This window comes from Micromonospora sp. SL1-18 (assembly GCF_047921505.1).
Classification (GTDB): Bacteria; Actinomycetota; Actinomycetes; order Mycobacteriales; family Micromonosporaceae; genus Micromonospora.
The window spans coordinates 41,596-62,581 of sequence record NZ_JBLROA010000026.1 but is presented as its reverse complement, the minus strand read 5'-3'; the positions used below and the strand labels follow the sequence as shown (position 1 = coordinate 62,581).

Here is a 20,986-nt window from a genome sequence, read left to right as displayed (position 1 = left end):
CGCTTATGTGCACCGGCTCAGCTGACCGGGTGGAAGCGTCGCAGCCGGAGGCTGTTCGCCACCACGAAGACCGATGAGAACGCCATCGCGGCGCCGGCGATCATCGGGTTGAGCAGGCCGGCGGCGGCCAGCGGCAGGGCCGCCACGTTGTAGGCGAACGCCCAGAACAGGTTGCCCTTGATGATGCGCAGCGTCCGCCGGGAGAGCCGGATGGCGTCCACGGCGGCGGTCAGGTCGCCCCGGACCAGGGTCAGGTCGGACGCCTCGATCGCCACGTCGGTGCCGGTGCCCATGGCCAGCCCGAGATCGGCCTGGGCCAGCGCGGCGGCGTCGTTGATGCCGTCCCCGATCATGGCCACCGTCCGCCCCTCGGCCTGGAGCCGTCGCACCACGTCGACCTTGTCGGCGGGCAGTACCTCGGCGGTCACCTGGTCGATGCCGACCTCGGTGGCCACCGCCCGGGCGACCGTGGTGTTGTCGCCGGTGAGCAGCACCGGGGTGAGCCCGAGCTCGCGCAGCCGCGCGACGGCGGCCCGGCTGGTGGGTTTCACCACGTCTGCCACCGCGAGCACGCCGCGGGCCCGGCCGTCCCAACCGGCCAGCACCGCCGTCCGGCCGGTGGCCTCCGCGTCGGTCACCGCCCGCACGACCTCCTCGGGTACGTCGAGACCCCGCTCCCGCAGCAGCCGGAGCCGCCCGACCACCAGGTCCCGGCCCTCGACCGAACCGGTCACGCCGAGCCCCTCGGCGTTGGCGAAGCCGGTGACCGGCGGCACCGGACCGGCCTGCGCCGCGCCCTCGGCGACCGCCCGGGCGATCGGGTGCTCGGAAGCGGCCTCCAGCGCGCCGGACAGCCGGAGCAGTTCGCCGGCGTCCTGGCCGGCGGCGGGGAGCACGTCGACCAGGGTCATCCGTCCGGTGGTGACGGTGCCGGTCTTGTCCAGCACCACGGTGTCTACCTGGCGGGTGGACTCCAGCACCTCCGGCCCCTTGATCAGGATGCCGAGCTGGGCGCCGCGTCCGGTGCCGACCAGCAGCGCGGTCGGGGTGGCCAGGCCGAGGGCGCACGGGCAGGCGATTATCAGCACAGCCACCGCCGCGGTGAAGGCGGCCGTCGTCCCGCCCCCGCTGCCGAGCCACCAGCCCAGCGTGCCGATGGTCAGGGCGATCACGATCGGCACGAAGACCCCGGAGATCCGGTCGGCGAGCCGCTGCACGGCCGCCTTGCCGGTCTGCGCCGCCTCGACCAGCTTCGCCATCTGGGCGAGCTGGGTGTCCCCGCCGACCCGGGTGGCCCGGACGACCAGCCGGCCGCCGGCGTTGACGGTGGCGCCGACGACGGTGTCGCCGGGCCCGACCTCGACCGGCACGGACTCGCCGGTAAGCATGCTGGCGTCGACCGCCGAGGTGCCCTCCTCGACGATGCCGTCGGTGGCGATCTTCTCGCCGGGCCGGACCACGAACCGGTCGCCGACCCCGAGCTGGTCCACCGGGATCCGGGTCTCCCGGTCGCCGCGGAGCACCGCGACGTCCTTGGCACCCATCTGCAGCAGGGCGCGCAGGGCGGTGCCGGCGGTCCGCTTGGACCGGGCCTCGAAGTAGCGCCCGGCCAGGATGAAGGCGGTCACCCCGGCTGCCGCCTCCAGGTAGATGTTGCCGGCACCGTCGCTGCGGGTGATGTCGAAGCGGAACGAATGGGTCATCCCGGGTATCCCGGCGTCGCCGAGGAAGAGCGCCCAGAGCGACCAGCCGAACGCGGCGAGGGTACCGAGCGACACCAGGGTGTCCATGGTCGCCGCTCCGTGCCGCAGGTTGATCCAGGCGGCCCGGTGGAACGGCAGCCCGCCGTAGACCACGACCGGGGCGGCCAGGGCCAGCGACGCCCACTGCCAGTAGGTGAACTGCCAGGCCGGCACCATGGCCAGCAGGATCACCGGCACGGCCAGCGCGACCGACACCCACAGCCGGGTACGCAGCCCGCGCAGCTCGTCCACCGGCTCGGCGGCCGCCTCGACCGCGGCCTGCGCGGGCGGCGGCACTTCGGCCGTGTAGCCGGTCTTCTCCACGGTGGCGATCAGGTCGTCCGGGGTGACCTCGTCGGCGTACCGGACGGTGGCCTTCTCGGTGGCGTAGTTGACCGTGGCCTCGACGCCGTCCATCCGGTTGAGCTTCTTCTCGATCCGGGCGGCGCAGGAGGCGCAGGTCATGCCGCCGATCGCGAGTTCGATCTGGTTCGGCGCGACCGGTAGAGACTTGGCGGTCGATGTCATCGCGGCACCTCCGGTCAATTGTGCCCGTGACCGGGGACGCCGTGCCCGGCGTCCGAGGTCGCTGTGGTGGTCGGGGCCGGCGCGCCGGTGGCCGGGGCCGCCGGGGTGCCCGGGTCGCCCGCCACGACGGTGAACTCCGCGGTGTGCACCGCGCCGCCGTGCCGGAAGTCCAGGAAGAGGCGGTACCACCCGGCCGAGGGCACCTCGGCGGAGAAGGTGACCGCCGGCCCGGCGGGGGTCCGCCCGTCGCCGGGCGCGCCCTCCGGGTGCACGTGCAGGTATGCCAGGTCGCCCTGCCGCAGCGCCACCAGGTGCCCGTACGCCCCGAGGTAGGGCTGCAGGTCCGTGACCGGCCGGCCGTCCCGGCTCACGGTCAGGGTGAGCCGGCTGGTGCGGCCGGGCTGCGGGGTGCCGCTGATGGTGACGGTGTAGCCGTCGACGGTGGTGCTGGTGGCGGGTGCCGGCAGCGGCCGCTCCGCCAGGGCGCCGGGGACGGTGACGTCGACCCCGAGCGTCAGTGGCTCGCCACCGGTCGGGGTGAAGTCGGCGAACGCCCGCCAGACGCCGGGCCCGGCGAGCGGCGAGGCGACCCGCCAGGTGCCGTCGGCGGCCAACTCCGGGTGGACGTGCCGGAAACCGGAGAGGTCGCGGCGCGCGACGATCAGGTGCATACGCTGCTCGTGGGCCACGTCGTAGCGGGTGACCGGCCGGCCGTCCGGGCCGGTGACCCGGAAGGCGAACTCGCCGGCGGGGGCGGTCACCGGTTGCAGGGTGTAGCCGCGGTCGGAGACGAGCAACCCGCCGGGCAGGTGCTCGGTGGGGGCGGCCGAGTGGCCGTCGCCGTGACCGGGGTCCGTGGCTTCGTGGCGGGACTCGGCGGCGGGGGTGACGGGGCCGGTCAGCTGGCCGACCCCGTACGCCGCGCCGAACACCGCCGCGAGGCCGAGCGTGAAGCCGCTCAGCTTCGTCGCCGTGTTCATTGATGCACCTCGGTTCCTTCGGGTCCTGGGACCCGTCACGCCCCGACGAGGTCGTAGCCGGCCTCGTCCACGGCGGCACGGACGGTGTCCGTATCCAACGGGCTCGAGCTGGTGACGGTGACCTGGCCGGAGGCCAGGTCGACCTGGACGTCGCTGACGCCCGGGATCGCGCCCACCTCGGAGCTGACCGAGTTGGCGCAGTGCCCGCAGGTCATGCCCTGCACCTGGTACGTCGTGGTTGCCATTCGCAAATCTCCCTCCTGTTACCGCTACCCGGTGGGGGTATCAGCCACAGATCGGAACGTACCATACCCCCGAGGGGTAGGCTATCCTCAACGTCATGACCGCACCGACGACCCCGACCCGGGGCTACACCGCCAGCAAGGAACAGCTGCTCGCGCGGCTCCGCCGTGTCGAGGGCCAGGTCCGCGGCATCGAGAAGATGGTCGAGGACGACCGCTACTGCATCGACGTGCTGACCCAGATCTCCGCCATCCAGGCCGCCCTGGACAAGGTCGGCCTCGGGCTGCTCGACGGGCACGCCCGGCACTGCATGCGTGAGGGCGCCGCCGAGGGCCGCGCCGACGAGATGGCCACCGAGATGATGGCCGCCGTCGGCCGGCTGATGAAGCGGGGCTGATCAGGACTTCCGGCGACGGCGGGCTCAGAGCCGGTCGAGCAGCTTCTTCATGGCGTCGAACTCGGCCTGCTGGGCGTCCAAGATCCGCCGGGCGAGCGCTGGGTGCAGCCGTCGCCCTGGCAGTCGTCGGTCAGACCGGCCGCCGCATCCGGCGCGACGGCGTGCCCGGCCGCCGCGTGCGCCGCCGGGTCGCCGCCGGTGGCGTGCGTCCCATGGCCGAGGGTGTGCATGGCGGTCAGCCCGACCAGGGCACTGATCAGCAGCAGGAGCCGGACCCACGGTCCGGTCATCACCGCTGGCGCCGTACGCACGAGGACCACGCTAGCGGGCGCGGCGGGGCGGGCCGGGAGGAACCACCGGACACCACTCGTCCGCTACGACCCGCTGCCGGCCTGGCTACCATTCCGCGGCGGCGACCGGCCTGCTTCTTCAGCCGGTGCCACCGCCGGCCGGTGACCCGACCGGCCCGGCGACACGTGTCCCGCTGTCAATCGTTGGGAGACCCGCCATGGGCGCCGACCACACCCGTCCCGCCCCGTCCGCTCCGAAGGGGGTGCGGCAGGTCCTCGTCGCGACGGTGGTGCCGCTGTTCCTGGTCACCGTGGTCGCCGCGCTCGCGCTCTGGCCACGGGACACGCGGGAGCCGGCGGGCAACGCGGAGGTGCCGCGCTACCACGGCACGGTGACCCGGGTGGTGACCGAGTCCTGCCCGCCCACGCCGGAATCGCCGGAGGGCGGCCCAGGCGACTCCACCGGCCCCTGCGGGACCGTCACCGTCACCGTCGAGCAGGGCCCGGACGCCGGGCAGCAGGTCGAGGTGCCCGTCCCGACCGGGCCCGGGGCGCCCCGGGTCGAGGTCGGCGACGCGATCATGCTGGTCGAGCTGACTGACCCGGCCGACCCGACGGCGAAGAGCTACCAGATCGCCGAGCACCAGCGCGGCGCGCCACTGGTCTGGCTGGTCGTGCTGTTCGGCGTCGTCATCGTCGCGTTCGGCCGCTGGCGCGGGCTGGCCGCGCTGGGCGGCCTGGTCGCGAGCTTCGCCCTCCTGCTCGGTTTCGTGCTGCCCGGAATCAACGCCGGCCAGCCGCCGCTGCTGGTGGCGATCGTCGGGTCCGCGCTGATCATGTTCGTGGTGTTGTACCTGACCCACGGGATCACCGCGCAGACCTCGGTGGCGGTGCTCGGCACCCTGGGCAGCCTGGTGCTGACCGGGCTCCTCGGTGCCCTGGCCATCGCGGCCACCCATCTGACCGGCTTCGGCAGCGAGGACGCCGCCACCCTGTCGATGTTCCAGCACGACGTAGACCTGCACGGATTGCTCCTGGCCGGCATCATCATCGGCTCACTCGGCGTGCTGGACGACGTCACCGTCACCCAGGCGGCCACGGTCACCGAACTGGCGTACGCGAATCCGGGGCTGTCCCGGCTCCAGCTCTACCGGGCGGCCACCCGGGTGGGCCGCGCGCACATCGCCTCCACGGTCAACACCATCGTCCTGGCGTACGCGGGCGCGTCGCTGCCGCTGCTGCTCCTGCTCGTCGCCGACTCGCGCCCGTTGAGCGAGATCCTGACCAGCGAATTCATGGCCACGGAGATCGTCCGCAGCGCGGTGGCGACGCTCGGCCTGATCGCCGCCGTACCGCTGACCACCGGCCTGGCCGCCCTCGTCACCACTGCGGGCCGGGGCGCCGCGACGGACACCCGCCGGGGCGCCGGAACGGACACCGTGCCGCCCTCCGGGCCGCCGGCCGCCCGGCCGCCCGCCGAGCGGGACGACGCCCTGGAGGCGCTCGGCGGAGCGGTCACGGGGCGGCGCGGCGCGGACGGAGGTACGGAGGTCGCATGGTGACACTCCGCAGCGTGACCATCGATTGCGAACGCGATGCTGGTCACGCAGAGCTACGCCGAAATCGCGCCATTGGTCGGCTTCTGGGCGTAGCTCACCGCATGGATTGTCAGGTAATCTCCCTCCGGCCACCGCTGAAGGCGTGCACCAGCGCCTGCGGTGCCGCCGCCCAATCGCCCGAGGGCGAGCCGGGGAACCAACGCACCTGGGGTGAATCCGCGCCAGCGGTAGGGGCCACTTCCGTCCCGAACCCGGCAGCTAACCCGGCCGGCGGTCGACGGAAGGGAACACTGTGACGGCACCCCTGCGCCGCTGCTTGACACCTGTGGTGGCCGTGCTTGCCGCGCTCGCCATCGTCGCCGGGCCGACCCCGGCCATGGCCGCGCCCACCAACCCCACCCCTTCTGGGCACGAGGAGGACGATGAGCCTCCGCTCATCACGGACGTCCTGGACGCCGCGAACCGCGGCTACCTCAAGGCCAAGGCGAAGCTGGCGAAGTCGAAGCGGCGCCAGCTCCAACTGGCCCTCGAGATAAACGCGGCACGGGCCGAGCTCGATGCGCTGCGCCCACAGGTCGGTCAAATCGCCGCGCAGTCGTACCGCACCGGCCGGGTCGGCGTGCTGGCCATGCTGCTGGAGAGCAACACGCCCGACACGTTCGTCCAGCGGGCCGCCGGCCTGGACGAGCTGAACCTGGTCAACGCGCAGAAGCTCGCGGCGGCCAACGCGGCGAAGACCCGGGCCGAGCAGGCCAAGCTCGCCCTCGACGCCGAGGTACGCGAGCAGCAGAAGCAGGCCAACGCGATGGCGCGCGAGAAGGCCGAGGCGGAGAAGGCGCTGAAGCTGGTCGGCGGACGCGGCTTCACCGGCGGCCTGGTCTCGGCCACCTCGCCGGTCGCCCGGATCGGGCCCGGTCGCACGGCCGACGGGGGCTGGACGGCCGAATCACGCACCGCGAAGGACCCGACCACCTCGGGCTACATCACCCCGCGCACCCTGCACGCCTACAAGGAGGTCCGGCGAGCCGGCTTCGACCGCTTCGCCGGCTGCTACCGCCCCGGCGGGCCGTGGGAGCACCCGAAGGGCCGGGCCTGCGACTGGTCGCTGCAGAAGAGCGGTTTCGCACCCTGGCACAACAACGACATGCGGATGTACGGCAACAACGTCGCCGCCTTCCTCATCCGCAACGCCGACCGGCTGGGCATCTACTACGTGATCTGGAACCGGCAGATCTGGTTCCCGGCAACAGGCTGGAGGTCATACAGCGGCCCCTCCAACCACACCGACCACGTCCACATGTCGATGCTCTAGGTCTAGGGCGTGCCGGCCGACACCTCGGCCACCGTCCGCACCTCGCCCGCGCTGAGCCGGTACGACATGCCGACCACCCCGCACCGGCCGGCGGACACCCGCTCGGCGAGTACGGCCGACCTGGCCAGCAGCGCCTCGACGGTCTGCGCGATGTGGATGTCGACGATGGCGTTCACGTCCTCGACGCCCTGTCGGGCCGCTTGGCGCAGGCTGGGCACGACGGCCTCCACCACCGCACCGAGGTGCCCGGCCGGAGAGGCGCCGGCGGCGACCGCCTCGCGCGCGGCCTGCACCGCCCCGCAGGAGTCGTGGCCGAGCACCACGACCAGCGGGGTGCCGAGCACGGTGACCGCATACTCGACGCTGCCGAGCACCTCGGGGCCGACGGTGTGGCCGGCGGTCCGCACCACGAAGAGGTCCCCGAGGCCGCGGTCGAAGATGATCTCGGCGGCGAGCCGGGAGTCGGAGCAGCCGACGATCACCGCGAACGGGTGCTGACCGTCGGCGACGGCGGCCCGGTGATCGGCGTCCTGGTTCGGGTGGCGGGGTACGCCGGTGACGAAGCGACGGTTGCCGGCGTACAGCTCGGCGAGCGCCTGCTCAGGAGTGGTCGGTATCACAGCAGTCACCTCGTCCTCGCACGAAACGACCTGGTCAGACCGGTCGGCGGCGGAGAGGGCCGCGCCAACCACGTTCACACCCAGGCCCAAGATACGTCAAGTTTTACGTGATACACATTTCATGTGTTGGCCGCCGCTTGACCACTCACGGGCACCCGATCTGGTGGGGCGGGGCCGCCGGCCGCCGGACTGGGGCAGGAGCGGGGAAGCCCGGGCCGGGGCCATACCATGGCCAGCATGGCGACGACAGCGGGCGAGAACGGGAGCGGTCGGAACTGGACCTTCCTCACCAACCACGGGCACGTTCTGCTGGCCATCGCGCGCAACCCGACCGCGCGGCTGCGTGACGTGGCCGACGAGGTGGGGGTGACCGAGCGGGCCGCCCAGGCGATCGTCGCCGACCTGGAAGCCGGTGGTTACCTGCGCCGCACCCGGGTGGGGCGGCGCAACGAGTACACGATCAACCCGAGTGGCCACTTCCGTCACCCGGCGGAGGCCGACCAGCAGGTCGGCGCCCTGCTCGCCCTCTTCACCGCCGAGCCGGCCACCGGCGCCGCCGCCGAAGCCTGACGCCTACACCCTGTCCACCATGATCCCGTCACCTGCGGCGGGCGCGGCGACGGTAATCTCAGCGCGTGCGTGACAGCTTGCGGCCGGACGGGACGTCGGTGAACGTTCGTACCGGGCACCGGATCCGATCCGTCCTCTGTGGAGCGGCGGTCGTGGCGCTGCTCGGCGGCGCCCTGGCCATGCCCGCACCAGCAGCGGCCGCACCGAAGTGCGGCCCGGCCGGCAACCCCGCGCCGACCGAGAGGCCATGGGCGTTGGACCGGCTCGACCCGTCCGCCGCCTGGCGGATCACCCGGGGTGCGGGGATCACCGTGGCGGTCATCGACTCCGGTGTCTCGCCCAGCCACCCGCTGCTACGCGGCCGGGTGCTCGACGGCGCGGACTTCAACGGCCTGGCGCAGTTCAAGGGACAGTGCGACATGGTCGGTCACGGCACCCTGGTGGCGGGCATCATCGCCGGCCGGGCGGACACGGACGCGCCGTACAGCGGGATCGCACCGGAGGCGAAGATCCTCCCCGTACGCGTGCTGGCTGACACCCAACGCACCTTCGACGAGTCGATCCCGGCCAAGATCGGCCAGGCCATCCGCTGGGCGGCCGACCAGGGGGCCGACGTGATCAACCTGTCCCTGGTCACGCTCGACGACCCCGAGCTGAAGAGGTGGGTCGACTATGCCCTCGACAAGGGGGTGATCGTGGTGGCCGCCGCCGGCAACCGACAGGAGAACCAGCAGGACCAGCCGGCGTACCCGGCCGCGTACCCGGGGGTCATCGCCGTTGCCGGGCTCGACGACAAGGGCGAACACGTCGGCAGTTCGGTCACCGGCGCCTACGTGGACCTCGCCGCGCCGGGGCTGAATATCGTCGGCCCGGCGCCGCAGGGCTCGGGATACCACTACGAGCCGGACGGCGGCACCAGCTTCGCCACGGCGTACGTCTCCGGGGTGGCCGCCCTGGTTCGCGCCGCCCACCCGGACATGACTCCGAAGGACCTCGCCTACCGGCTGACCCGGACCGCCGACAACCCGCCGGACGGGCACAACGCGGAGGTCGGCTACGGGATGGTCAACCCGTACCGGGCGGTGACCAGCCTGCTGAACAGGCGCAACAACCCGCCGCTCGGGGCGATGCCGAAGCCGGCTCCGCCGGCCGACCCGCTGGCCTGGCAGCGGGTCGTGGCGGTCTGGGTGGCCGTGGTCGGCGCGGCGGTGGCCGGCGTTCTGCTGACGCTCCGGCCGATCCTGATTCTCGGCCGGCGGCGCGGCTGGCGCCCCGGGCGGCGGCCGGCGCGGCTGGACGCCTGAAAGCAGGTCGGCCGACCCGACCGCCGGGCGCGGCCCTGGCGCCCGTCATCGGCGGCCGGCAGAGCACTGCACGGCGGCGGGCGGTCGGACGCGCATCGGCGGGCGGTGGGGGCGCGCATCGGGGGTCCGGAAAGCACTACGGCTCCGACCCGACGAAGCCGGGGCGGAGCCGTAGCAGGTCGTCAGGTTACTGCCAGACCTTCGAGTTGCTCATCTCGGTGGTCATGTAGTTCTCACGAGCAATGCCGACCGCCGTGCCGATGTCGTTCAGGACCCGGTTGATGTCCCGCACCGCGGCGTCCCACTGGGCCTGGTGCTGCTGGTACGCGACGCGGTCCTGGCCCTCCCACTCGAGCTTGGTCAGCATCGAGCGCAGCGTGTCCAGCTTCTCGTCGATGGTCCGCGAGATCGCCTGCATCTGCTGGTTGCTGCTCTCGAGGACCGCGTAGTCGACCTTGATGCTCATCAGTTCCTCCTCTGCCTGCTACGCGATCACGGGTTGAGAGCAGAGTGGAACTTGTCCAGCATCTGCTGCTGCTCTTCGTCGTTGACCTGGTGCGTCGTGCCCGACTTGTCAAGCAGGTCGGCGATGTTGTCCATCGCCGTCAGCAGCTTGACCGTGTCCTCGTTCCAGCGCGTCATCAGGTTCTGGAAACCCGAGGACGCCTGGCCCTTCCAGGCCATCGCGAGGTCGTCCACCACGTTCCACAGCTTCTTCAGCTCACCGTCTACATCGCTGCGCGTGGACCGCACGTCACTCGCGGCAGTGTGCAGAGTCGCTGCACTGACCTCGAACGCCATGCTTCACACCCTTCCGTCATTTCGTGGCGGCGGATCCGCCGCGCCCCTCCCCCGCGGCAAGGCATACGCACCCCACCGACGGCACTTCAACGGAACGGTAGCGGACGACATCCAACCCGCGCAGCCCTGGATCCGGTTCGTCGTCTCCCGCAGGCCAGGATCCACAACACGTCCCGGTGCCGACTGTACGACATGGACGGACGCCTCCCGGCCGCAGCCGGCCTCAGGACGGCTGGCGGTACGACTTGACGTGCATCACCACACCGAACACCAGCAGGGCCGCCAGCAGCACCGCCACGGGCCACAGCATCGGCCTCTCGAAGGCGCGCTGGAGCATCCCCGGAAGCAGCGCGGCGCCGCCGGTGAGCATCACCACCTCAGCGGCTCGCCGGGTCCCCGCCGAGCCCGTGAGCCGGGCCAACAGGGCGAGGCCGAGGAAGACCGGGATGGTCAGCAGGAAGTACATGAACAGCCAGAAAGGCAGCGTGACCACCCGGGCCCCTCTCGTCACTGGTAGAACTTGGCGTCCTTGACCCAGTCGATCTTGATGTCCTTGATGTCCGGGTCCGAGCCGGTGGGGGCCCAGCCGGGACGGGAATCCGACACGAACGAGAACCGGCCGCTGGTGTTGAAAGCAGCCGCCAAGGCGTGCAGGAGCGCGCCGATGTTCCCGAAGACCAGCACCAGGATGGCGGAGGCAGCCGTCAGGCCGGCGATGCCGATCGCCTGGGCCAGCGGAGTGGTGGCGGGGAAGAACTGGAACGCGATCGAGGCGACCACCGCGACCAGGATCGGCATGAGGGCCTGGGCCATCCCCGAGACCGCGTCGTTGTAGGCATCCCGGGCGGAGGTGAGGGTGTCCTTATTGGCGTTGAACGCCTCGGCCAACGAGTTGATCTCCGCCCCCAGCTTGCGCATGAAGAGGTCGAACGCGTCCCGGTCGTCGAAGTCCCACTCGTTGTCGGACGGCGGGACCGCCGCGATCGCCGCGCCGAACTGATCCGAGCCGAGCAGGCGCGCGGCGTCACCCCACTTCTTGATGGCCTGGTTGACCTCTTCGTTGTCGAACGTCTCCAGGTAGAGGATCGAGCCGATCAGGATCCCCGAGAAGACGATCCACATCCAGTTGCCCCGCGCGATGGCCGCCGCCGAACGCACCGGCGCCGTCGTCGCGGCAACCGTGTGCGTGCCGGTCACCGCACCGGAGGCGTTCGCGAGGAAGATTTCCGGTGGCATCAGTTGTTCTCCCCGTGGCCGGACTGGGTGGTCACCTGACCACCCAGGACTGATCCGATTTCTCCCAGTTCTTCGCGCTCTGCTCCAGTTGCTCGGCCGCCTTGTGCAGATGCTCGATACCGGTCTTGACGTTGTCGAGGTGCCCGTCGACCGAGGCGTTGTGCCGGGCCACCGTCGGATGGCCGAAGAGGCTCAGCGCGCCGCCCGGCAGCTTCACCCTCTCCAGCAACGTCTGCACGTTGCGCAGGTACTGAATCGGACCGTCCGGGGCGTCGAGCATCCTGCCCGCCTTGCGGATCGCGTCGACGTCGACCTTGTTGACCATCGCTCCTCCGCTCAGCTCAGCGGCGCAGGCCGCGGGTCGGGTCGGACAGGTCCACCCCGAACTGGCGGAACCAGTCCTCCGGGGTCAGCGTGCCCTCCTGCGCCCGCCGGACCAGCTCGGAGCCGCCGAGCATCTCGGTCAGCAACTCCTGCTGATGCTCGTTGAAGGCCTGGTACGCCGCATCGATCGCGGCCTGGAGCGACTCGGCGAGGGTGTGGCTGTCCAGCCGCATCGCCCTGGCGTTGAGTTCGATGTCGCCGACCTTCATCTCGCCGTCGACCGTCACCCGGACCAGGCCGTCCGGGCTCTCCCCGGTCACCCGCAGGTCGGCACGCCGCTGCTGGAACTCGGCAAGCCGGCGCTGCTGCTCCTGCGCCTGGCGCAACATATTCTCCACGGCGCCACCGGCGCCGCCGTAACCCCACGAGGTGCTCACCAGGGTCCCTCTCTGCCCGTGCGCCGGTCCGGCCGGCGCTGTCGAAACGTTGCCTGGCACCCGCCCCTAGGCCGGCTCCGTCCAGGCGGTCTGGATCAGTTGCTGGCCGTCCCGGCGGCGGACCAGGGTGCCCCGGCCCGCCGGCTGCGGGCTCGGCCGCAGGTTGCCGAAGACCGCGCCCTCCTCCCGGCTGCCGGACATCAGCAGGCCCGGCGAGTCCAGCTCGCGCAGGCGTTGCAGCACCGGCTCGTAGAGGGCGCGCGCCACGCCACCCACCCGCCGGGTGACGATCAGGTGCAGGCCGATGTCCCTGGCCTGCGGCAGCAGCTCGTGCAGCGCGCTGAGCGGGTTGTTGCCGCCCGAGGCGACCAGGTCGTAGTCGTCGACCAGGATGTAGAGGTCCGGGCCCTTCCACCAGCTCCGGTCGCGCAGCTGGGCGGTGGTCACGTCCGGGCCGGGCAGCCGGTTCTGCAGGGCGGCGCGGATCGAGCCCAGCCCCTGGCTGAACACCTGATTGGAGGGCGCGTAGTCGAGCAGATGGTCACCCTCCACGGCGCCCAGCAGGCCACGCCGGTAGTCGGCGATGACCAGCCGGGCCTGGGCCGGGGTGTACCGCTCGGCGACGCTCCGGGCGATCAGCCGCAGCAGGTTGGTCTTGCCGCACTCGGCGTCGCCGAACACGGTCAGGTGCGGCTCGCTCGCCAGGTCAAGGTAGACCGGGGCGAGCGCCGACTCGTTGACGCCGATCGGGATGCCCGGGACCGACCGGTCGATGACCTTCGCCAGCTCGGTGAGGGGCAGCTTGCGCGGCAGCAGCCGTACCTTGGGCGCCGGACGGCCCGGCCAGTTGGCCGCCACGTGCCCGGCCAGGGCGACCGACGCCTCGGCCAGATCCTCGATGTCGCGCTTGCCGTCGATCCGCGAGATCGCGGTGAGGAAGTGCAGCTTGTCGTGGGTCAGACCCCGGCCGGGCGTGCCCGCCGGCACGTTCTGCGCGGCCCGGCGGTCGATCTCCGACTCGGCCGGGTCGCCGAGCCGCAGCTCCAGCTTCGTGCCGAGCAGGTCCCGCATGTTGATCCGGATCTCCGCCCACCGCACGGCCGTGACGACCACGTGTACGCCGAAACCCAGGCCCCGGTTGGCCAGGTTGGTGATGGTCTGCTCCAGCTCCTCGTACTCCTGGCGCAGGGTGTTCCAGCCGTCGACCACGAGGAAGATGTCGCCGAACGGGTCGTCGGCGAACTCACCGGCCGCCCGGCGCCGGCGGTAGCTGGCCACCGAGTCGATGCCGTGCTGGGTGAACCGGAGCTCCCGATCGTCGATGATCGCGACCACCTCGGCGATGGTCCGCCGGACCGCCTCGGTGTCCCGTCGGCCGGCCACCCCGGACGTGTGCGGCAGCCCCTCCAGGCTGCGCAGCGCGCCACCGCCGAAGTCGAGGCAGAAGAACTGCACCTCGCGCGGGGTGTGGGTGAGCGCCAGCGAGGCGAGCATCGACCGCAGCATGGTGCTCTTGCCGCTCAACGACGCGCCGACGATCACCACGTTGCCGCCCGCGCCGGACAGATCCACCATCATCGGGTCACGGGTCTGCTCGTACGGGCGGTCGACGATGCCGACCGGCACGGTGAGCCGGCCGCGGCCCGGCCAGTCGGCGGTGCACAGGCCGAACATCGGGTGCACGCTCAGCGGCGGCAGCAGCTCGCCCAGACTCGGCGGCTCGGCCAGCGGCGGCAGCCAGACCTGGTGCGCCGGCCGCCCCCGCCCCTTGAGCCGGTCGATCAGCACGTCCAGCATGGCCACGGCCTTGCCGTCGGCCGCCTGCTCCGGCTCCGGCGTGGTCTCCACCGGGCTCGGCAGAGCCGGCACCGGCACGTAGTCGATGCTGTACGGGACGATCCGGCGCTGCACCTGCGCCCGGGTGGACCGCTGCACCTGCCCCGGCGCCCGGTACGGCCCGGAGACGTACGCGGCCCGGAACCGGAGCATGGTGCTGGTGTCGGTCTTGAGGTAACCGTGACCGGGCGCGCTCGGCAGTTCGTACGCGTCCGGCACGCCGAGCACGATCCGGCTCTCCACCGCCGAGAAGGTACGCAGACCGATCCGGTACGACAGGTGGGTATCGAGTCCCCGGAGTTTCCCCTCTTCCAACCGCTGGCTCGCCAGCAGGAGGTGCACGCCGAGCGACCGGCCGAGCCGGCCGATCATGACGAACAGGTCGATGAAGTCCGGCTTGGCGGCGAGCAACTCGCTGAACTCGTCGCAGATGATGAGCAGGCTGGGCATCGGCTCCAGCGGCTCGCCAGCCGCCCGGGCCTTCTCATAGTCGTAGCGGGAGACGTAGTTGCCGGCCGCCCGGAGCACCTCCTGGCGGCGGTTCATCTCGCCGGCCAGCGCGTCGCGCATGCGGTCGACCAGCGGCAGCTCGTCGGAGAGGTTGGTGATCACCGCGCTGGTGTGCGGCAACGCGTCCAGCGAGGCGAAAGTGGCACCACCCTTGAAGTCGACCAGGACGAAGTTGAGCTCCTCGGACGAGTGCGTCACGGCCAGCGCCCCGACGACCGTACGCAGCAGCTCGCTCTTGCCGGAGCCGGTCGCGCCGATGACCAGGCCGTGCGGACCCATGCCCTCGTGCGCCGACTCCTTGAAGTCCAGCTCGACCACGTTGCCGTCCGGCCCGACGCCGAGCGGGATGCGCAGCCGGTCCCGATGGCTGCGCGGCTGCCAGGTCTGCTGCACGTCCACCGCGGCCGCGTCGCCGACGCCGAGCAGGTCCGGCAGCTCCATGCTGCGGGCCAGCGGCTCCTCGGCGCTGGCGCCCTGCTGCTGGGAGAGCCGGTAGGGGGCGACCTGCCGAGCCAGGCCCTCGGCGGCCGCCATGCTGAGCCGGTCCGGCCGGCCGAGCCGGGATGTCGCGGTGCCTCGGACCAGTTCCAGCCCACTGCCGTCGCCGACGTCGAGGCAGAGCAGCCAGCGGCCCGCGTCCCGGGGCACCGTGCCGGAGAGGTCGATCACCGTGGCACCGAGCAGGCCGGGGCCCATCAGCGCGCAGGTCGCCGAGACCTCGCCGCCGTCGAGGACCACCACCAGGTGCGGGGCGGTGGTGAGCGGCTTCGCCTCCGGAGCGAACCGGGGGCGGCCGTTCAGCTCGTTGCCGAGCGCCGCCTCCGCCTCGGCGAGGCTGGCGAAGACCATCCGGCGCGCGCCCGCCGCGTCCGTACGCCCCGGGTGCTGGGCGTGCGGCAGCCACTTCACCCAGTCCCACACCGGCTGCCGGTCCGGCGCGGCCACCACCGCCACGATGAGGTCGTCCGGGGCGTGGAAGGTGACCAGCTGCCCCAGGGCGGCCCGGGTCAGGTCGAGCACCGGCTCCCGGTCGCCGCGCAGCGCGATCCGGCTGAACGCGCGCAGCGAGAGCGCGGTGGGCAGGTCCGGCACGCTGGAGTGGGCCCGGACGAACCGGCGCAGCGCGATCGCGCTCATCGGCTCCAGGTCCTCCACCGGCTTGGTCTCCGGCGGCACGATCTCCACCGCCAGCCGCTGCGGGCCGAGCGCGATCCGGGCCTCGCCGAAGTCGTCCTCGGTGATCCGACGCTCCCACAGACGGCGCGAGGAGGCGATCGACCAGAGCGCGTCCGGCTCCGGGTGCCGCCAGGTCATCGCGGCCCGCTGCTGCTCGGCGGCCCGGCGGGTGCGCTTGCGCATCTGGGCCAGGTAGCGCATGTAGTCGCGCCGCTGGCCATTCAGCTCGGCCTTGTCGTTGCCGCCGTTGCTCAAACTGCCGATAGCCATACCCAACATGGACACGCCGAAGAGACCACCGGCGACGTACGTCATCGTGCCGCCGCCGCGACCGGCGTAGAGGAAGGCCATCGCACCGACGCCCGCGAGCATCGGCAAAATCATCAGCACCTGGCCCATGCCCCGCGACTGCTGCTCGGGCAGCTCCGGCGGAGTCTCCAGCAGCACTTCGCCGCGCGGCAGCGCAGGCCCCGGTTGACGCGGAAGCCGGCGGAACACCACCGTGCTCACGGCATCTCCTCCCCAGAAGCGGCCCTGATCGTGGTCTGCCACTCACCCGAGACGTCGGGTGGGCAACCTGTGCGATGGCCATCGTAGGTAATCTCCCGGAGGCGTCGTGGACCCGTGTGGGGCTGACGCCGCCGGCCGAGTGGATCGTAGGCGAGTGCGAGGAGGCCACAGTGGCGACGAAGACCGCGACCGGCGGGCTGAGCCGGATCACCATCGTGGCACCGCGGACCAGAATGGACCTGGCACTGCCAGCGGACGTCCCGCTGGCCGACCTGCTACCCACGCTGCTGCGGTACGCCGGCGAGGACCTCGCCGACGAGGGCGTGCGGCACGGCGGGTGGGGCCTGTCCCGGCTCGGCGGGCAACCGCTGGACGGTGGCCGTACCGCGGCGCAGCTCGGCGTACGCGACGGCGAGGTGCTCTACTTCAACCCCCGGGCCGCCGCGGCCCCCGAGATCGTCTTCGACGACGTGGTGGACGCCGTCGCCACCGCCACCAACCAGCGCCCCGGCACCTGGCAGGTCGGCACCACCCGAGGCTTCGCGGTGCTCTTCGCCGGGGCTGCCCTGGCCGCCGGCGCGGTGGCGGCGCTCTTCGCCGGTCCGCCGCAGCTGCCCGGTGCGCTGGCCGCGCTCGTGGTCGCGGTCGCTCTGGTGGTGAGCGCCGCGGTGCTGTCCCGGGCGGTCGGCGACAGCCGGACCGGCGTCGTGCTGGCCATGGGCGGGCTCGGCTACGCGGCGATCGGCGGCCTGCTGGTCCTCGCCGGGGACCGGAAACTGTCCGAGCTGGCCAGCCCGCACGTGCTGCTGGCCGCGACCGCGGTGGTGCTCTTCGGCGCGGTGGCCGCGCTCGCCGTCGGTGACCGGCTGGCGCTGTTCCTCGGGGCCGTGGCCGTGGCCGCGGCGGTCGGCCTCGGCGCCGTGCTCTGCCTGGTCTTCGGCGTCAGCGCCACGGCCGCCGCGGCGGTGGTCGCCACGGTCGCGTTCGCCGCCCTGCCGGCGCTGCCGATGCTCGCCTACCGGCTCGCCCGGCTGCCGGTGCCGTCGATCCCGACCGGACCGGACGACCTGAAGTCCGACACGGAGTCGGTCGACGGCCCGCGGGTGCTGCGCAACAGCGAACGCGCCGACGCGTTCCTCACCGGCCTGCTGTGGACGGTGGCGGTGCTGGTGCTCGGCGGCCAGGTGATATTCGCCACAAACGGCCGGCTGCCGGCGGTGCTGCTCTGCCTGGTCCTGGCCCTGCTGTCGCTGCTGCGGGCCCGGCCGTTCATCGGCCGTGCCCAGCGCACCCCGGTGCTCCTCGCCGGCACCGTCGGTCTGGGGCTGGCCGGCGCCGCCACCTTCGGCGCCGGGGAGCTGCCGTTCCGCCTCGGGCTGGTCCTCGGCGGCCTGCTGCTGGCGGCGGTGATCAGCCTGATCTACGGCCTGACGGTGGCGGGCAAGCGGATCTCGCCGGTCTGGGGCCGTCTCCTCGACATCGTCGAGATCCTGCTGATCGTCGCCCTGGTGCCGCTGGCCGTCTGGGTATGCGGCCTCTACGGCTGGATCGTCAATCTTCGGCCGTGACCGTGCCCATCGCGGTGGCCACCGGCGCCGTGGCGTAGACGCCGGGCCCGTGCTGGCCATCCAGCGGGCGGGCCGGCACGCCGCAGCGCTTCGCCACGTCCCGGACCACCTTGACCAGCGCCTCGGCGTGACTGTCCATCGCCGCCACCCGCAGCAGCGGGGGCATCCGGCGCCCGCCGGCGAGCACCAGCGCCGCGACGGTGTGCGACGGCGCGGAGGTGGTCGTCACCGCGTCCACCAGGCCGCCCAGCGACCCCTTCGGGCGTACCCGCAACGCCAGGCAGCGCTGGGTCCAACCGCCGCCGCGCAGGCTCGTCCAGCTCTCCACCGGTGACTCGGGCGCCAGATCGAGCCCGGCCCCGGAGACCACCGCCGCGTGCAGCTCGTCGCGGCCCAGGACGCGGTGGCCGAGGCCGGCCGCGTTCAACGCCTTGCCGAGCCGGCCGATCCCGGCCGCGACGGTACGGTGCACCCCGCGCAGGCCGCCGCCCCGGCTCACCGTCTCGGCGCGGGCGTCGGAGACCGAGAGCCGCAGCGCCACCCAGACCGTACGGTGGGCGGCCGGCGCCGCGCCCGGCGCCGGGTACCAGACCAGGGTGTGCGAGACGACCTGGGTCTGGGTGACCGGCCCGGAGAAGTCGGCGAGCACCGCGAGGGCCCGGTCCACCATCGCCGCCTCGACGGATCCGGCGGGTGCGCCGGGCCGGCCGGTCAGCGCGACCGCGGCGAACCAGCCCCGGTCGTCCTGGCCGATGCCGAGCCGGGTGCCGCGTTCGGTCAGCTCGACGACCGTCAGGTCGGGGGCGAGCGCGGCCAGCCGCGGGTCGCCGGAGGGCACCGCGCCCCGAGCGCGATCCCGCCGCCGGCGAAGCCGACGGCGGAGCAGCCGGTCCTCGTACCACCAGCGGCCACCCCGGCGGGCGAAGGCGGCCACGACCGCCGCCACGGCCAGCGCGGCGACGCCGGCGAGCACCCAGGCCGGACCGGCGGTGGCGAACCAGACGGCCAGCGCGGCGCACTCCAGCACCACGAGCTGGCCGACGACGACCGGGCCGAGCCGACCGCGCCGGCGCCGGTCGGCCGGGGTGACCGTTCGGTCCTCCCCGACCGCGGAGGTGAGGGCCGTACGACCGGTTAGCGCCTGGACCTGGGTCATCGCTGAGCGTCCCTTCTGGACATCCTGGGCATCCGCCGGATCGGTTCGTCGCCGGAGGGCGGGCGGGGTCCCGATGAACCGTTGACGGCCCCTTATCGTAGGGAAGCCCGCGACGGAGTACCGGACCTGATCGTCGCGGACCCACCCCTGCCGGAGGTTTAGTCATGCGGACCCGCCGCGATCAGGTGCAGGCGTACCGCTTCGTCACCCGCCGCATCGTCTCCGGGTTGCTCTCCGGCGACCCGGAGACCAACGACCTGCCGATGCGGCGGCTCGGCATGGCCGTGTTCGGCAGCGTGATCGCCGCGGCTGTCGTGCTCGGCGGCGCCGGCGCGTACGGGCAGTTCGCCGGCAACTCCGCGCCGCTGGAGCCGAACACGTTGGTGATCGAGCGGGAGACCGGTGCCACGTACGTCTTCAGCGATGGGGTGCTGCACCCGACGCTCAACTACGCCTCGGCCCGGCTGATCCTCGACGAGGCCGACCCGACCGTCCGCACCGTGTCCCAGGCGTCCATCAAGGACCGACCGCGTGGCCGGGCGGTGGGCATCGTCGGCGCCCCGGACGACGTGCCGGCCCGCAAGTCGCTGGTCGGGCTGCCCTGGTCGGTCTGTGACGTGCCCGACCCGGCCGATCCGCGGCGTTCCACCACCCGCCTGGTGATCAACCGGTCGCTGCCGGGCGGCACCCCGCTCACCGACCAGGCGGTCCTGGTGCGAACGAACGACGCGCGGTACCTGCTCACGGGCGGCGCCCGGCTGCGGGTGGTCGGCGACGAGCAGGCGCTGGTGGCGTTGAAGATGGCTGGCGCGACCACCCTCACCGTGGGGGAGCAGCTGCTCAACGCGGTGCCGGTCGGACCGGCGCTGCGCAAGCCGACCATCGACGGCGACGGCAGCTCCATGGCGGTGGGCGACCGCCCCGCGAAGGTCGGCCAGGTCTACCGCGCCGCCGGCAACTACTACGTGCTGACCCGGCAGGGGCTGGTGCCGGTCAAGGAGATGACCGCGCTACTACTGCTCGGCGGCGGCGGCGAGGTGACCGACATCACGCCGGACCAGGCCGGCCGGCTCTACGTCGACCAGCGGCTGGATCCCGAGGGCCTGCCGGACAAGCTGCCCACCCTGCACGAGGTGCGGCCGGGCCAGACCGTGCTCTGCGCCACGTACCGGTCGGGCGAGCCGGGGCAGCCGCTGGTCACCACGCTGGAGGTCTTCGACCAGCCGCCGGCCGAGCTGACCGCGTCGGCCGGGGTGGCCGCCCGGCAGAGCCGTCGGGACGCCGTGCGTACCGCCGAGAGCGTGCTGCTGCCGGGCGGCAAGGGCGTGCTGGTGCAGGCGACGGCGGGTGAGAGCGGCAAGCCGGCGGCGGGCGCCACGGTCTACCTGATCACCGCCCAGGGGGTCCGCTACCCGCTCGGCACCGCCTCCGGGAACGCGCGGGCCGCGCTCGGGTACGGCGAAGTGCAGCCACTGGCGGTGCCCGCCTCGTTGCTGTCGCTGGTGCCGACCGGGCCGAAGCTGGAGCAGCGCGACGCGATGACCGAGTTCGATCCGGGTGCCGTGCCGTCCGGGTCGGCGGACAGGCCGGACGGCCCGGAGGCCGGGTCGAACCAGGGCGGTTGATCCGTCCGCGATCCGATGTGGAGGCTGCCCGGTGACGGGTCGCCCGGGCCGACGCTGGTCGACTAACCTGAGCGTGGCCAGTGGTTCTCGACAGTCAACTTCTCGGTCCTTCAGGGTGGTTGACCAGCCCCAGAAACCTCTGAAGGGAGGGATCTACGTTGTACACAGGTCAGAAGACCCACTCCGGGGTGCTTCCTCAGCCCCGGACCCTGGAATCCGCGTCAGCAGACACGGCCCCGAGATGCCACGAAACGGGACACGG

General features: G+C 72.6%; 20 protein-coding genes and 1 riboswitch. Of the genes, 7 read left to right on the top strand and 13 right to left on the bottom strand.

Translation table 11 applies throughout. The features are described from left to right. Positions 1–17 precede the first annotated feature (17 nt). The 3 genes from ACNAW0_RS15005 to ACNAW0_RS14995 are packed head-to-tail and all read right to left on the bottom strand — an operon-like array spanning position 18 to position 3,495. On the bottom strand, positions 18–2,270 hold the full coding sequence (locus tag ACNAW0_RS15005; protein WP_416288460.1) for a heavy metal translocating P-type ATPase: 2,253 nt from the start codon (positions 2,268–2,270) through the stop codon (positions 18–20). 14 nt (positions 2,271–2,284) lie between these two features. Further along, positions 2,285–3,250 carry a hypothetical protein gene (locus ACNAW0_RS15000; protein ID WP_416288459.1) on the bottom strand — a complete coding sequence of 322 codons (966 nt, stop codon included), beginning with the start codon at positions 3,248–3,250 and terminating at the stop codon, positions 2,285–2,287. Between the two features lie 35 nt (positions 3,251–3,285). Next, complete coding sequence (locus ACNAW0_RS14995; protein WP_416288458.1) at positions 3,286–3,495, bottom strand: heavy-metal-associated domain-containing protein; 210 nt, start codon at positions 3,493–3,495, stop codon at positions 3,286–3,288. 95 nt (positions 3,496–3,590) lie between these two features. On the opposite strand from ACNAW0_RS14995, the gene ACNAW0_RS14990 reads away from it, so the two are divergent. Then, on the top strand, positions 3,591–3,890 hold the full coding sequence (locus ACNAW0_RS14990; protein WP_416288457.1) for a metal-sensitive transcriptional regulator: 300 nt from the start codon (positions 3,591–3,593) through the stop codon (positions 3,888–3,890). A 47-nt stretch (positions 3,891–3,937) separates the two neighbouring features. On the opposite strand, the gene ACNAW0_RS14985 is transcribed toward ACNAW0_RS14990, so the two are convergent. Beyond that, positions 3,938–4,201, bottom strand: coding sequence for a hypothetical protein (locus tag ACNAW0_RS14985; protein ID WP_416288456.1), 264 nt, complete (start codon positions 4,199–4,201; stop codon positions 3,938–3,940). A gap of 197 nt (positions 4,202–4,398) precedes the next feature. Here ACNAW0_RS14985 and ACNAW0_RS14980 point away from each other — a divergent pair, with 197 nt between their 5' ends. Both ACNAW0_RS14980 and ACNAW0_RS14975 read left to right on the top strand, forming a co-directional pair. Continuing rightward, on the top strand, positions 4,399–5,742 hold the full coding sequence (locus ACNAW0_RS14980; protein WP_416288455.1) for a YibE/F family protein: 1,344 nt from the start codon (positions 4,399–4,401) through the stop codon (positions 5,740–5,742). 153 nt (positions 5,743–5,895) lie between these two features. Next, positions 5,896–6,027, top strand: a riboswitch (cyclic di-AMP (ydaO/yuaA leader). 4 nt (positions 6,028–6,031) lie between these two features. Next, complete coding sequence (locus ACNAW0_RS14975; protein WP_416288454.1) at positions 6,032–7,051, top strand: coiled-coil domain-containing protein; 1,020 nt, start codon at positions 6,032–6,034, stop codon at positions 7,049–7,051. Positions 7,052–7,053: 2 nt separating this feature from the next. Here the strand turns inward: ACNAW0_RS14975 and ACNAW0_RS14970 are convergent, their stop codons facing one another. Then, complete coding sequence (locus ACNAW0_RS14970) at positions 7,054–7,671, bottom strand: carbonic anhydrase (RefSeq protein ID WP_416288478.1); 618 nt, start codon at positions 7,669–7,671, stop codon at positions 7,054–7,056. Positions 7,672–7,899: 228 nt separating this feature from the next. On the opposite strand from ACNAW0_RS14970, the gene ACNAW0_RS14965 reads away from it, so the two are divergent. Together ACNAW0_RS14965 and mycP are read left to right on the top strand one after the other, a co-directional pair. Then, positions 7,900–8,241, top strand: a complete 342-nt coding sequence (locus tag ACNAW0_RS14965; protein ID WP_416288453.1) for a helix-turn-helix transcriptional regulator — start codon at positions 7,900–7,902, stop codon at positions 8,239–8,241. 65 nt (positions 8,242–8,306) lie between these two features. Then, positions 8,307–9,545, top strand: a complete 1,239-nt coding sequence (gene mycP, locus ACNAW0_RS14960) for a type VII secretion-associated serine protease mycosin (protein WP_416288452.1) — start codon at positions 8,307–8,309, stop codon at positions 9,543–9,545. Positions 9,546–9,732: 187 nt separating this feature from the next. Here mycP and ACNAW0_RS14955 read toward each other — a convergent pair whose 3' ends face one another. The 7 genes from ACNAW0_RS14955 to eccCa form a co-directional block, all read right to left on the bottom strand. Then, entirely contained in the window at positions 9,733–10,011 is a 279-nt protein-coding gene (locus ACNAW0_RS14955) for a WXG100 family type VII secretion target (protein ID WP_416288451.1), read from the bottom strand. A 26-nt stretch (positions 10,012–10,037) separates the two neighbouring features. Continuing rightward, positions 10,038–10,346, bottom strand: a complete 309-nt coding sequence (locus ACNAW0_RS14950; protein ID WP_416288450.1) for a WXG100 family type VII secretion target — start codon at positions 10,344–10,346, stop codon at positions 10,038–10,040. Between the two features lie 223 nt (positions 10,347–10,569). Then, positions 10,570–10,839, bottom strand: coding sequence for a hypothetical protein (locus ACNAW0_RS14945; RefSeq protein WP_416288449.1), 270 nt, complete (start codon positions 10,837–10,839; stop codon positions 10,570–10,572). A gap of 14 nt (positions 10,840–10,853) precedes the next feature. Next, on the bottom strand, positions 10,854–11,582 hold the full coding sequence (locus ACNAW0_RS14940; protein ID WP_416288448.1) for a hypothetical protein: 729 nt from the start codon (positions 11,580–11,582) through the stop codon (positions 10,854–10,856). A 31-nt stretch (positions 11,583–11,613) separates the two neighbouring features. Then, a complete protein-coding gene (locus ACNAW0_RS14935) occupies positions 11,614–11,907 on the bottom strand; it encodes a hypothetical protein (protein WP_416288447.1) in 294 nt (97 codons plus the stop codon). 16 nt (positions 11,908–11,923) lie between these two features. Further along, entirely contained in the window at positions 11,924–12,343 is a 420-nt protein-coding gene (locus ACNAW0_RS14930; protein ID WP_416288446.1) for a YbaB/EbfC family nucleoid-associated protein, read from the bottom strand. 66 nt (positions 12,344–12,409) lie between these two features. Then, complete coding sequence (eccCa, locus tag ACNAW0_RS14925) at positions 12,410–16,375, bottom strand: type VII secretion protein EccCa (protein ID WP_416288445.1); 3,966 nt, start codon at positions 16,373–16,375, stop codon at positions 12,410–12,412. A 170-nt stretch (positions 16,376–16,545) separates the two neighbouring features. Between eccCa and eccD the strand changes: the two genes are divergently transcribed. After that, positions 16,546–17,943, top strand: a complete 1,398-nt coding sequence (gene eccD, locus ACNAW0_RS14920) for a type VII secretion integral membrane protein EccD (RefSeq protein ID WP_416288444.1) — start codon at positions 16,546–16,548, stop codon at positions 17,941–17,943. Here the strand turns inward: eccD and ACNAW0_RS14915 are convergent. After that, on the bottom strand, positions 17,927–19,099 hold the full coding sequence (locus ACNAW0_RS14915) for a type VII secretion protein EccE (RefSeq protein WP_416288443.1): 1,173 nt from the start codon (positions 19,097–19,099) through the stop codon (positions 17,927–17,929). The genes eccD and ACNAW0_RS14915 overlap by 17 nt on opposite strands. A gap of 164 nt (positions 19,100–19,263) precedes the next feature. On the opposite strand from ACNAW0_RS14915, the gene eccB reads away from it, so the two are divergent. Then, entirely contained in the window at positions 19,264–20,724 is a 1,461-nt protein-coding gene (gene eccB, locus ACNAW0_RS14910; protein ID WP_416288442.1) for a type VII secretion protein EccB, read from the top strand. Positions 20,725–20,986: the final 262 nt, after the last annotated feature.